General features: G+C 50.8%; 12 protein-coding genes. 1 reads left to right on the plus strand and 11 read right to left on the minus strand.

Annotated elements, in window-relative coordinates; genetic code table 11:
* Positions 1-90: 90 nt before the first annotated feature.
* Positions 91-1,461: a bifunctional UDP-N-acetylglucosamine diphosphorylase/glucosamine-1-phosphate N-acetyltransferase GlmU gene (gene glmU / locus O3S68_RS23500; RefSeq protein WP_269232643.1), complete on the minus strand. Its 1,371-nt coding sequence runs from the start codon at positions 1,459-1,461 to the stop codon at positions 91-93.
* 343 nt (positions 1,462-1,804) lie between these two features.
* Here glmU and O3S68_RS23505 point away from each other — a divergent pair, with 343 nt between their 5' ends.
* Positions 1,805-3,922 (plus strand): right-handed parallel beta-helix repeat-containing protein, encoded by a 2,118-nt coding sequence (locus O3S68_RS23505; protein ID WP_269232644.1) that lies wholly within the window; start codon positions 1,805-1,807, stop codon positions 3,920-3,922.
* A gap of 336 nt (positions 3,923-4,258) precedes the next feature.
* On the opposite strand, the gene O3S68_RS23510 is transcribed toward O3S68_RS23505, so the two are convergent.
* The 10 genes from O3S68_RS23510 to rsmG form a co-directional block, all read right to left on the minus strand.
* Positions 4,259-4,678: a F0F1 ATP synthase subunit epsilon gene (locus tag O3S68_RS23510; protein ID WP_017458049.1), complete on the minus strand. Its 420-nt coding sequence runs from the start codon at positions 4,676-4,678 to the stop codon at positions 4,259-4,261.
* Between the two features lie 20 nt (positions 4,679-4,698).
* Complete coding sequence (atpD, locus tag O3S68_RS23515) at positions 4,699-6,081, minus strand: F0F1 ATP synthase subunit beta (protein WP_017458048.1); 1,383 nt, start codon at positions 6,079-6,081, stop codon at positions 4,699-4,701.
* 26 nt (positions 6,082-6,107) lie between these two features.
* A complete protein-coding gene (atpG, locus tag O3S68_RS23520) occupies positions 6,108-6,971 on the minus strand; it encodes a F0F1 ATP synthase subunit gamma (RefSeq protein WP_017458047.1) in 864 nt (287 codons plus the stop codon).
* Between the two features lie 50 nt (positions 6,972-7,021).
* Positions 7,022-8,563, minus strand: a complete 1,542-nt coding sequence (atpA, locus tag O3S68_RS23525; protein WP_017458046.1) for a F0F1 ATP synthase subunit alpha — start codon at positions 8,561-8,563, stop codon at positions 7,022-7,024.
* Positions 8,564-8,575: 12 nt separating this feature from the next.
* Entirely contained in the window at positions 8,576-9,109 is a 534-nt protein-coding gene (gene atpH / locus O3S68_RS23530; RefSeq protein ID WP_017458045.1) for a F0F1 ATP synthase subunit delta, read from the minus strand.
* A 13-nt stretch (positions 9,110-9,122) separates the two neighbouring features.
* Complete coding sequence (gene atpF, locus O3S68_RS23535) at positions 9,123-9,593, minus strand: F0F1 ATP synthase subunit B (protein ID WP_017458044.1); 471 nt, start codon at positions 9,591-9,593, stop codon at positions 9,123-9,125.
* Between the two features lie 58 nt (positions 9,594-9,651).
* Positions 9,652-9,891: a F0F1 ATP synthase subunit C gene (atpE, locus tag O3S68_RS23540; RefSeq protein ID WP_007369368.1), complete on the minus strand. Its 240-nt coding sequence runs from the start codon at positions 9,889-9,891 to the stop codon at positions 9,652-9,654.
* A gap of 48 nt (positions 9,892-9,939) precedes the next feature.
* Complete coding sequence (atpB, locus tag O3S68_RS23545) at positions 9,940-10,758, minus strand: F0F1 ATP synthase subunit A (RefSeq protein WP_020455863.1); 819 nt, start codon at positions 10,756-10,758, stop codon at positions 9,940-9,942.
* A gap of 8 nt (positions 10,759-10,766) precedes the next feature.
* On the minus strand, positions 10,767-11,147 hold the full coding sequence (gene atpI, locus O3S68_RS23550; RefSeq protein WP_017458042.1) for a F0F1 ATP synthase subunit I: 381 nt from the start codon (positions 11,145-11,147) through the stop codon (positions 10,767-10,769).
* A 617-nt stretch (positions 11,148-11,764) separates the two neighbouring features.
* Positions 11,765-12,388 (minus strand): 16S rRNA (guanine(527)-N(7))-methyltransferase RsmG, encoded by a 624-nt coding sequence (gene rsmG / locus O3S68_RS23555; protein WP_269232645.1) that lies wholly within the window; start codon positions 12,386-12,388, stop codon positions 11,765-11,767.
* Between the last annotated feature and the right edge of the window lie 27 nt (positions 12,389-12,415).

Below are 12,415 nucleotides of genomic sequence, written 5' to 3' on the forward strand. Positions count from 1 at the left end.
GGACTCCCCGAGCCTTGTAGAGAGTGGGGTTATTTTTATAGGTACTGCACGCGGGCGGGGGAATTATCTTTCCCCTCATCCCTGAAATCATTACTTCTTCTTCACCGGACGCTGCCAGCCCTGTTTTTGGACCTGCGGCACGCGGCTTAAAACCAGTTCATTTTCGTTAACGTTGCGCGTCACCGTTGTACCGGCGGCAATCGTCGCACCTTTACCGATTGTGACAGGTGCCACCAGTTGCGTGTCAGAACCAACGAAGACATCATCACCAATAATAGTTTTATGCTTGTTCGCGCCATCATAGTTACAGGTAATAACGCCTGCACCGACATTTACGTTGTCGCCAATTTCTGCATCGCCCAGATAAGTCAGATGGCCCGCTTTCGAACCTTTCCCCAGACGCGCTTTTTTCATTTCCACAAAGTTGCCGACATGCGCGCCAGCCAACAGTTCAGCGCCCGGGCGCAAACGCGCAAAAGGCCCGATGGTACATTCCGCTTCCAGACGAGCATCTTCCACAACGCTATATGGGCTGATTTCGCAATCGTCGCCAATTTCGCTGTTTTTCAGAACGCAACCGGCGCCAATTTTCACGCGATCGCCAAGCTTAACGTGACCTTCAATGATGACGTTAGCATCGATCTCGACATCCCGCCCGTGCTCCAGCGTACCGCGCAGATCGAAACGCGCAGGATCGCGCAGCATAACGCCTGCCAGCAGCAATTTTTCGGCTTGCTCAGACTGATAAGCGCGTTCCAGGCGTGACAACTGAAGACGATTGTTAACGCCTTCCACTTCGCTCAGACGCTGCGGATGCACAGCGACGATTTCACGCCCTTCCTGATAAGCCAGCGCAATGATATCGGTGATGTAGTATTCACCCTGGGCATTATTGTTGGTGAGTTTACCAAGCCAGCGTTTCATATCGCCGCCATTGGCGATCAAAATACCGGTATTGATTTCGTTAATCTTACGCTGCTCTTCACTGGCATCTTTCTGCTCAACAATACCGGTCACAACGCCGTTTTCGCGCGTGATGCGGCCATATCCAGTAGGGTCATCCAGAACCACAGTTAACAAACCGATCCCACCTTGCGGTTTTGCAGCACGCAGACGTTCCAGTGTTTCCACCGAAATCAGCGGCACATCACCATAGAGCATGAGAATATCTTCGTCATCCGCAAAGAACGGTGCAGCCTGTTGCATCGCATGGCCAGTACCCAGCTGTTCAGCTTGCAGAACCCAATTGAGTTTATCGTCAGAAAGGCGTTGTTTGAGCAGATCGCCACCGTGGCCATACACCAGATGGACGTGGTTCGCGCCAAGAACAGTAGCGGTATCAATGACATGCTGAACCATCGCTTTCCCTGCAAGCGGATGCAGCACTTTGGGAAGATCGGAATACATGCGTGTACCTTTGCCCGCAGCAAGGATCACCACACTCATTTTTGTGTTCAACATTTGCGTCCTGACTCTATTTTGGGAAAGAAGTAAACCTCTTTCGTGTTGAAAATTCTACATATTTTGTAGCATGAAATGGATTGCCGACGAAACGCTCAAGTTCCGCTATTTCAGGCCATTTGAAGACTATTTGGTGCGCAGAGTAAATCAGTTTGCCGCTGAAAAATAGCGCCATTTCCCGCTGGTGCTAATTCATACAATGAGTTAGCCATTATTCTCATCCTGAATAAAGATCGCACAAAAACAAAACGGCGTTTTAATTATCAAAGAGTGTGACGTACAAAAAAGAAACACTGTTTCATCTTGATGATAATGGCAGGCAATTATCAATCAGGAGAATAGAATGAATTATAAAATACCTCTGGCCCTCACGATTTGCAGTTCACTTATTTCCGTTCCTGCGTTGGCTGCAACAGCCCCTGTCTGGAAAGCGATTGCTTTTGGGCAATCTACCGACATGAATTTCTCATCGAATGTGTTACCGGAAAAAATAGGCGTCAATGATGTCACCATCGCTGGTAAAAAGCTCTCTGTTGCGGATGAGGCAACGTTAACAAATCCGATCACAATTGAAAGCCGCGGCGGCAAAATTGCCAATTCCCACGACGGCCTGACGTTTTTTTATACCCGACTTCCTGGTAACGAAAATTTTGTCTTACAGGCAACCATTACCGTTGAACAGTTCGGTCCTGAAAACGGAGCAAAACCCGCCGCGCAGGAAGGTGCAGGTTTGCTGGTACGAGACGTGATTGGTGCCCCGCGCCAGCAGCCGTTGAAAGAGGGTTATGAAGAGTTTCCGGCGGCATCAAATATGGTGATGAACGCCATTATGACGCAGGATAAAAAAGATAATTTCCGCGTGAAGATGCAAGCGATTACCCGTGAGGGGATTAGCCAGCCGTGGGGGAATGCCGGTGCCACTATCTCGAAACAGAGTTATCAGGAAGAGATTGATCTTCGCCAGACGCCAACCTTTCGCCTGAAACTAGAACGTACCAACGACGGTTTTATCAGCGCATGGGCGCCGCAGGGGAGTGATAAATGGGTCAGCCGCAGCGTACCGCGCGCCGATTTGATTTCGGTGCAAAATAAAGACCACTATTACGTGGGCTTTTTTGCCTCGCGTAACGCCAAAATTGTGGTTAGCGATGCCACATTAACCACCAGCAAAGCCCAGACTATTGATTCTAAACCCTGGCAGGCTAAGCCGTTGCCGATTGTCGTACAAATAGCCTCTCCCGCCCAGAGCATTGGCGAAGCCTACACGGTGCAGGCATGCGCTAATTATGATGGCTTGTTTAGCGTGCGGCAGAACGAAGTGGTGATCGGTAATGAAAAACCGGTGAAAGCGGGTGAAATGTATACCCTGCCAACTCACTTGGCGGCAGAAAACACCTTTGCACTGACCTTTACACCAACAAGCGGTAAAGAGATAACGCCCATTTCGCAGACGTTCGCTGTCGAAAGGGTTGCCGGAACCATGGCTTCTACTCTGTATGCCGCCGCCGATGGTAAAGCGGATGGTGAAGGTACCGCTGCATCACCACTGGATTTGCCAACCGCTATATCTCTGTTGCCGCCAGGCGGGACAATTAACCTGAAAGCCGGAGATTATGCCCGGGCAGAGATCCCACTCACCGCCAGCGGCTTGCGTGATAAACCAAAAACGCTGCAAGCCGATGGCAAAGCGGTGATCCACGGTTTACTGGTTGATGCCAGTTACTGGCATATCAAAGGTATTGGCGTTACCGACAAGAGCCTGCGCGTGCAGGGTAGCCATAACGTGATCGAAAAAGTGGTCGCCTGGCGTAATGACGATACCGGCATTCAGATCTCCTCACCGGAAAACATTGGTCGCGCACTGTGGGCGAGCCATAACCGCGTGATCGATGCTGAGTCCTGGGGGAATGAAGATCCCGGCAAAATCAACGCTGACGGCTTCGCGGTGAAGATGCGCGTCGGTGACGGTAACCGCCTGGAGAGATGCTACTCCCATGACAATATCGATGACGGCTTTGATTTGTTTAATAAGATTGAGGACGGCGGCAACGGTGTTGTGGTGATAGAGAATTCTATTGCCAGCAACAATACCAGCAACGGTTTCAAACTGGGGGGAGAAGGGCAGCCAGTGGCGCATCAGGTGCGGAACAGTAAAGCGATTGCTAACCATCTGGATGGTTTCACCGACAATTTTAATCCTGGTGCGCTGGTGGTAGAGAACAATATCGCTGCGGATAATCAACGCTTTAACTTTATTTTTCGCCCAAGCCCCTATGGTGATGCTTCCACTCAGGGGAAATTCACCCACAACAAATCCGTGCGCAGTGCGCCGGGCCGCTATGACGATGCGGTGGTCGGAAATATTGATGAGACGAATTATTTTATTGAGAAAGGGCAGAGCGTGAACAACAAGGGGAAAGTGCTGGATAGTGGGGCGGTGCTGGCGGAACTGAAGATGTAGCCAGATGGCGCTCGCTTATCACACAACGGTAAGCGTGGCGCCACTCGGCATATCAGCAATTAATGATTGAACGTACCGAAAGAGATGTTCATGTTGCTGAAGAGAGCGATGATTTTGTTGATCAGTTTCATAATGGTTTCCTGCTTTGACTGAAGGTTATTTTCTGTGATGAACTTCACAAAAAAGAGTCTACGCCTCATTTTTTAACCGATCAACATTTTTGTGATATGCATCACAAAATAATAAAACACATTTTCAGTTTCATATTTACTGGAACGCAGCCATAAAAAAAGCCAGCCTGGAAACCAGACTGGCTTTTTAACGTTCAAGCCGGTGTTACATCGCTTTTTTGGTCAACTCGATAACACGCAGTTTCGCGATGGCTTTCGCCAGCTCCGCAGACGCCTGAGCGTAATCCACGTCACCGTGAGAGCTATTAATGTGCTCTTCTGCTTTACGCTTCGATTCCAGGGCTCGCGCTTCGTCGAGATCCTGGCCACGAATAGCGGTATCAGCCAGAACGGTCACGCTGCTCGGTTGCACTTCAAGAATGCCGCCGGACAGATAGATAAACTCTTCATGACCGAACTGTTTTACGATGCGGATCATACCAGGCTTAATGGCGGTGAGCAGCGGTGCGTGACCCGGGAAAATACCCAGTTCACCTTCACTGCCCGTTACCTGGATTTTTTCGACCAGACCAGAGAACATTTGTTGCTCTGCGCTGACGACGTCCAGGTGGTAAGTCATTGCCATATCACCCTCCGATTAAGGCGTTAAAGTTTTTTGGCTTTTTCCACTGCTTCTTCGATGGAACCAACCATGTAGAACGCCTGCTCCGGCAGGTGATCGTATTCGCCTTCCATAATGCCTTTAAAGCCACGGATGGTGTCTTTCAGGGAGACGTATTTGCCCGGAGAACCGGTAAATACTTCCGCTACGAAGAACGGCTGGGACAGGAAGCGCTGGATCTTACGTGCGCGAGCTACCACCAGTTTGTCTTCTTCAGACAGCTCATCCATACCGAGGATGGCGATGATGTCTTTCAGTTCCTGATAACGTTGCAGCAGAGACTGTACGCCACGCGCGGTGTCGTAGTGTTCCTGACCAACAACCAGCGGATCCAGCTGACGGCTGGTGGAATCCAGCGGGTCAACGGCCGGGTAGATACCCAGAGACGCGATCTGACGGCTCAGTACCACGGTTGCGTCAAGGTGCGCAAAGGTGGTGGCTGGTGACGGGTCAGTCAAGTCATCCGCAGGTACGTATACCGCCTGAACGGAGGTGATAGAACCGGTTTTGGTAGAGGTGATACGTTCCTGCAGAACACCCATCTCTTCCGCCAGCGTCGGCTGGTAACCTACCGCTGAAGGCATACGGCCCAGCAGTGCGGATACTTCAGTACCGGCAAGGGTATAACGGTAGATATTGTCGACGAACAACAGAACGTCACGACCTTCGTCACGGAACTTCTCAGCCATGGTCAGGCCGGTCAGCGCAACGCGCAGACGGTTTCCCGGCGGCTCGTTCATCTGGCCGTAAACCAGGGATACTTTATCCAGAACGTTGGAGTCGGTCATTTCATGGTAGAAGTCGTTACCCTCACGAGTACGTTCACCCACGCCCGCAAAAACAGAGTAACCGGAGTGCTCGATCGCGATGTTACGGATCAGCTCCATCATGTTTACGGTTTTACCTACGCCCGCACCACCAAACAGACCGACTTTACCGCCCTTGGCGAACGGACACATCAGGTCGATAACTTTGATGCCGGTTTCCAGCAGTTCCTGAGAGCTGGAGAGCTCTTCATAGGAAGGTGCCGCGCGGTGAATCGCCCAACGCTCTTCTTCACCGATGTCGCCTTTCATGTCGATCGGCTGACCGAGCACGTTCATGATACGACCCAGTGTAGCTTTACCTACCGGGACTTCGATCGGGTGCGCAAGGTCATTAACTTCCAGACCACGACGCAGACCGTCAGAAGAACCCATGGCGATGGTACGTACGATACCGCCGCCGAGCTGCTGCTGAACTTCCAGCACCAGCGTCTCGTTACCATTTTTAACCTCAAGAGCATCGTACACGCGCGGTACGGCATCCTGAGGGAATTCGACGTCAACTACGGCGCCGATTACCTGGACAATTTTTCCAGTAGCCATCATGAATCCTCTACGAATTAACCTGGTTATACCGCGGATGCACCACCGACGATTTCGGTGAGTTCCTGAGTAATGCTGGCCTGACGAGCTTTGTTGTATACCAACTGCAGCTCTTTAATCAGGCTGCCGCCATTGTCGGTCGCGGCTTTCATCGCCACCATACGTGCGGCCTGCTCGCTGGCCAGGTTTTCCACAACACCCTGGTAAACCTGAGATTCAACATAACGACGCAGGAGAGTATCCAGCAGCGCTTTTGGATCAGGTTCATACAGATAATCCCAGGATTTACGCTTCAACTCTTCATCTTCTGCAGCCGGTAACGGCAGCAGCTGAGTGATGGTCGGTACCTGAGACATGGTGTTGATAAATTTGTTGCTAACAATATAAAGCTTGTCGAGACGACCTTCGTCGTAGGCTTGCAACATTACTTTTACCGGGCCGATCAGCTCTGACAAGGATGGGTTATCACCCATACCAGTCACCTGAGCGACAACGTTGCCACCTACGGAATTAAAGAAAGAGACGCCTTTAGAGCCGATCATCGCGAGTTCGCTCTGAACGCCTTTATCGGACCACGCTTTCATATCCGCCAGCAGTTTTTTGAACAGGTTAATGTTCAAACCACCGCACAGACCACGGTCGGTCGACACCACCAGGTAGCCCACGCGTTTAACGTCGCGTTCTTCCAGATAGGGGTGCTTATATTCCAGATTACCGTTTGCAAGGTGACCAATCACTTTGCGCATGGTATCTGCATAAGGACGGCTGGACGCCATGCGATCCTGCGATTTACGCATTTTGGAAGCGGCGACCATCTCCATCGCTTTAGTGATCTTCTGCGTGTTCTGGACGCTTGCGATCTTACTACGTATCTCTTTTGCGCCGGCCATGAGCTTCTCCTCAATGCCTTGCGGCCTGCCCTAAGACAAGCCGCCAGACGTTACCAGGATTGGGTTGCTTTGAAGGAATCGAGGAGGCCTTTCAGCTTGCCTTCGATTTCGTCGTTATAGCCACCGGACTGGTTGATCTCTTGCATCAGCGGAGCGTGATCACGGTCAGCGAAAGCCAACAGAGCGGCTTCGAAGCTACCGATTTTCGCCAGTTCCACATCTTCGAGGTAACCGCGCTCAGCTGCGAACAGCACCAGGCCCTGTTGTGCAACAGACATAGGGGCATACTGTTTCTGTTTCAGCAGCTCGGTCACTTTCTGACCGTGGCTCAGCTGTTTACGGGTCGCTTCATCCAGATCGGACGCAAACTGCGAGAACGCCGCCAGTTCACGATACTGCGCCAGTGCGGTACGAATACCACCGGACAGTTTTTTGATGATCTTGGTCTGAGCTGCACCACCCACACGAGATACGGAGATACCCGGGTTAACCGCCGGACGAATACCGGAGTTAAACAGGTTGGTTTCCAGGAAGATCTGACCATCGGTAATAGAAATTACGTTGGTCGGAACGAACGCAGAAACGTCACCCGCCTGGGTTTCAATGATCGGCAGTGCGGTCAGAGAACCGGTTTTACCTTTCACTTCACCTTTGGTGAAGTTTTCAACGTATTCAGCATTAACGCGGGATGCGCGCTCCAGCAGACGAGAGTGGAGATAGAATACGTCGCCCGGGAATGCTTCACGTCCTGGCGGACGACGGAGCAGCAGGGAAACCTGACGGTAAGCGACTGCCTGTTTGGACAGGTCATCGTATACGATCAGCGCATCTTCGCCGCGGTCGCGGAAGTATTCGCCCATTGCGCAACCGGCATACGGCGCCAGGTATTGCAGTGCAGCAGATTCAGAAGCGGTTGCAACAACAACGATGGTGTTGGACAGTGCGCCGTGCTCTTCCAGCTTACGTACCACGTTAGCAATGGTAGAGGCTTTCTGGCCGATAGCGACGTATACGCATTTGATGCCGGAATCGCGCTGGTTGATGATCGCATCGATTGCCATCGCGGTTTTACCGGTCTGACGGTCACCGATGATCAATTCACGCTGACCACGACCGATTGGGATCATGGCGTCAACGGATTTATAACCCGTCTGAACCGGCTGATCGACGGACTGACGATCGATAACGCCCGGGGCGATAACTTCGATTGGCGAGAAGCCATCGTTATCAACCGGACCTTTCCCATCGATCGGCGCGCCCAGGGTGTTGACCACACGGCCAAGCAGGCCACGGCCAACCGGAACTTCCAGAATACGGCCAGTACACTTCACCTTCATGCCTTCGGCGAGGTCAGCGTACGGCCCCATCACAACTGCACCTACGGAGTCGCGCTCCAGGTTCAGTGCGATAGCGTAACGGTTACCCGGCAGAGAAATCATCTCGCCCTGCATACAGTCGGCCAGGCCGTGGATGCGGATAACACCGTCACTTACAGAAACAATAGTACCTTCGTTGTGAGCTTCGCTCACAACACTGAACTGAGCAATGCGCTGCTTGATCAGTTCGCTGATTTCGGTGGAATTCAGTTGCATGCTCCAGTCCCCTTAAGACTGCAAGACGTCTGCAAGGCGTTCAAGACGGCCGCGTACGCTGCCATCAATGACCATATCACCCGCACGGATGATTACGCCTGCCATTACAGACTTATCGATATTGCAATTCAGCTTCACTTTGCGTGACAGACGTTTTTCCATCGCGGCGCGGATCTTCGAAAGCTGTTCTTCACTCAGTGCGGACGCGGAAGTCACTTCGACTTCTGCGATAGCCTCGCTGGCTGCGCGTAACTGAATAAACTGCTCAAGAACATCAGGAAGCACTTTGATTCGACCATTTTCAGCCATCACCCGGATCAGGTTCTGACCTTTGTCGTCAAGTTGCTCCCCACAAACTGCGATAAACGACTTAGCGAGCGTTTCCGGTGCTAACGCGCCGGAGATAAGCTCTGCCATGTCTTCATTTTTCGTCACCTCGGCGGCGAACGCCAGCATATCCTGCCAGCGATCAACGCTCTGAGTTTCGACGGCAAAGTCAAAAGCTGCTTTGGCGTAGGGGCGAGCTACCGTTACAAATTCAGACATCAGCCCCTCCTCCTTACAGTTCAGCGACCAGTTTATTCACGATGTCGCTGTTAGCAGCTTCATCCACGGAACGCTCGATGATTTTCTCGGCGCCGGCTACTGCCAGCAGAGCCACTTGCTTACGCAGCTCTTCGCGGGCGCGTTTGCGTTCGGCGTCAATTTCCGCCTGCGCCTGCGCCACGATTTTGGTACGTTCCTGCTCGGCTTCTGCTTTCGCTTCGTCCAGGATCTGAGAACGACGTTTGTTCGCCTGTTCAATGATTACCTGAGCTTCAGCTTTCGCTTTTTTCAGCTGGTCGGTCGCATTGGCCTGTGCAAGGTCAAGGTCCTTTTTAGCTCGTTCTGCGGAAGCAAGACCGTCAGCAATTTCTTTCTGACGTTTTTCGATGGCAGCCATTAACGGCGGCCATACATACTTCATGCAGAACAGAACGAACAGGACAAACGCGATGGCCTGGCCGAGGATTGTTGCGTTTAGATTCACAGCACAATGCCTCTTATCTGGTTAACGTTCTAAACAATTGCTTGAAAAGCAACCCTTACTACGCGACAGCAAACATCACGTACAGACCCAGACCCACAGCGATCATCGGGATAGCATCCACCAGACCCATAACGATAAAGAACTGAGTACGCAGCAGAGGAATCAGATCCGGCTGACGCGCAGCGCCTTCCAGGAATTTACCCCCGAGGATGCCGATACCGATCGCAGCACCGATTGCCGCCAGACCCATCATCACAGCGGCAGCCAAGTACAGCAGATCCATATTCAGGTTTTCCATGACAGTCTCCAGTTTGTTTCAGTTAAAACGTAGTAGTGTTGTTAAAAATCAATGCTCTTCGGATGCCATCGACAGATAGACAATCGTCAGAACCATGAAGATAAAGGCTTGCAGCGTAATAATCAGGATGTGGAAAATGGCCCACGGCACATTCAGAACCCACTGTGACCACCACGGCAGAAGACCCGCGATCAGAATGAAAATCAACTCACCCGCGTACATGTTGCCGAACAGTCGCAGACCGAGTGAAACCGGTTTGGACAGCAGGCTCACGCCCTCAAGGATAAGGTTTACCGGAATAAATACCGGATGGTTGAACGGCTGGAGAGTCAGCTCTTTAGCGAAACCGCCAATACCCTTCATTTTGATGCTGTAGAACAGAATCAGGATAAATACGCCCAGCGCCATCGACAGGGTGATGTTGACGTCAGCAGACGGCACCACGCGCAGTGCAGGCAGACCCAGGACGTGCTCGCCAATCCACGGAAGGAAGTCGATAGGCAAAAGATCCATCAGGTTCATCAGGAATACCCAGACGAAGATCGTCAGGGCCAGTGGTGCGATAAGCTTGCTTTTGCCGTGGTACATGTCTTTGACGCTACCATGAACAAAACCAATCACCAGCTCAATCGCCGTCTGGAATTTCCCCGGGACACCGCTGGTGGCTTTTTTCGCTACGCTACGGAACATCACCAGGAACAACAGACCCAGAACCACTGAGAAAAACATGGAGTCGATATTCAGCGTCCAGAAAGTGGCCGGGGGGTTATGCGGATCCACCAGTGAGAAGGTACGCAGGTCAATCTGAAGATTATTCAGATGGTGACCGATGTACTCCTGCGGTGTTGAGTATTCTCCTGCAGACATGATGCCTCTTACCCTTTGTTGTTAATTACAGCAGGTGCCAGTATCTGAACTACCAGCACCGAAACCCACGTGACTATCAGCGGCAAAAAAGCCACCTTGAAAACCGCCAGCGCCACCACCAGTAACACGAATGTCATCAACACCTTGAGCGCTTCACCGAAGGCGAAGGTCCAGGCCACGCGGCCTTTAGCGGGTGTATGCGCCTGATGACGCCAGGCAAAAATCATAAACAACATATTCGGCAGTAAGACTGCCATACCTCCGCACACGGCGGAAATGCCCCAGAAGGGGTCTTTGAGGCTAAACAGCAATCCACTTGCCATTACTGCCAGAAACTGAATAAGCAGAAGCCTGCGAGCAACGTTTCGACTATAGAGCGACACAGACATTGCGTTTCTTAACTCCTGCTCCCTTTGAGGTATGCCGCGTGTCGTATAAAACGTTCTTTGGAGCCCGGAGTCAAGCATCAAAAAGCGGTCAAATTATACGGTGCGGCCTCGTGATTTCAAACAATAAGTAGCGAAAAGGTGAATAAATGTTTAAATATTTTTCCCAAGCGCTATTTTTAAACTTTTGCAGAAACTGTGAACCTTCGAGCAAAAGTGCAAATAACGCGAAATTCCTGCTGGCAAAGCGTGCACTCGGTCACAAAATAAACATTTATGCACTCGCCTTATTTATCGCATCAGTAATTTGATACTTTTCATCTTTCTGATATTTAAGCCGATTTATCACAACTCTTTTTAAAACACTCACATCTACTATGAAAACGATTTATTGACATTTTTAATAATTATTTAACAACAATATTTCGTTATCGAGGCCGATTTTTAGCGGACTGATATTTTCACAGTTGATTATTTTAAGCGTGAATAAAATTCACAGCGTTAAATGTCAGAAAAATCCTGGTAAAAATACGGTTAAATGTAACTGAACGTATCACCGTTTTTAATGTCGTTTTTTAACATCGCGGCAACCGCACGAATGATACATTTTTTGATAAAAATTAAACTTTATTTGCTTTAACGACGACTAAATGACGCTCGCCATCCAGGTGCGGAACATGCAGTTTAACAATTGTTTCTACACACAAATCAGCGGGTAACAGCGCAATTTCCTCTTCCGGCACTAAACCTTTAAGCGCATAGAAACGCCCTTCTTCGCCAGGCAAATGCCGGCACCAGTTCACCATGTCATTCAGCGAAGCAAAAGCGCGGCTGATAACACCGTCAAATGGCGGTTGTGCCGGGAAATCTTCGACACGACTCTGCACCGGTTCGATATTGCTCAGTTTCAATTCATGCTGAACCTGGCGTAAAAACCGTACCCGTTTGCCAAGGCTGTCGAGCAACGTGAAATGCGATTCAGGGCATACGATAGACAACGGAATGCCAGGCAATCCGGGGCCGGTCCCAACGTCAATAAAGCGTGAACCTTGCAGGTAAGGCGCAACCACAACGCTGTCGAGGATATGGCGGATCAGCATCTCGTTGGTATCGCGTACGGAAGTCAGGTTGTACGCTTTGTTCCATTTGTGCAGCAGTTCGACGTAAGCCACCAGTTGTTGTTGCTGGTGATCGGACAACGAAATACCTGCTTCATCGAGCAGACGAGAGAGTTTGTTAAGCACGGTTGTTACCTGTGGAATTAAAATGCC

The organism is Kosakonia sp. SOY2, assembly GCF_027109175.1.
Lineage (GTDB): Bacteria > Pseudomonadota > Gammaproteobacteria > Enterobacterales > Enterobacteriaceae > Kosakonia.

Excerpts from the sequence above, each read along its gene's own strand:
- atpG (WP_017458047.1), bottom strand. The coding sequence starts at position 6,971 with ATGGCCGGCGCAAAAGAGATACGTAGTAAGATCGCAAGCGTCCAGAAC.
- atpE (WP_007369368.1), bottom strand. The coding sequence starts at position 9,891 with ATGGAAAACCTGAATATGGATCTGCTGTACTTGGCTGCCGCTGTGATG.
- glmU (WP_269232643.1), bottom strand. The coding sequence starts at position 1,461 with ATGTTGAACACAAAAATGAGTGTGGTGATCCTTGCTGCGGGCAAAGGT.
- atpD (WP_017458048.1), bottom strand. The coding sequence starts at position 6,081 with ATGGCTACTGGAAAAATTGTCCAGGTAATCGGCGCCGTAGTTGACGTC.
- O3S68_RS23510 (WP_017458049.1), bottom strand. The coding sequence starts at position 4,678 with ATGGCAATGACTTACCACCTGGACGTCGTCAGCGCAGAGCAACAAATG.
- atpA (WP_017458046.1), bottom strand. The coding sequence starts at position 8,563 with ATGCAACTGAATTCCACCGAAATCAGCGAACTGATCAAGCAGCGCATT.
- atpH (WP_017458045.1), bottom strand. The coding sequence starts at position 9,109 with ATGTCTGAATTTGTAACGGTAGCTCGCCCCTACGCCAAAGCAGCTTTT.
- atpI (WP_017458042.1), bottom strand. The coding sequence starts at position 11,147 with ATGTCTGTGTCGCTCTATAGTCGAAACGTTGCTCGCAGGCTTCTGCTT.
- O3S68_RS23505 (WP_269232644.1), top strand. The coding sequence starts at position 1,805 with ATGAATTATAAAATACCTCTGGCCCTCACGATTTGCAGTTCACTTATT.
- atpB (WP_020455863.1), bottom strand. The coding sequence starts at position 10,758 with ATGTCTGCAGGAGAATACTCAACACCGCAGGAGTACATCGGTCACCAT.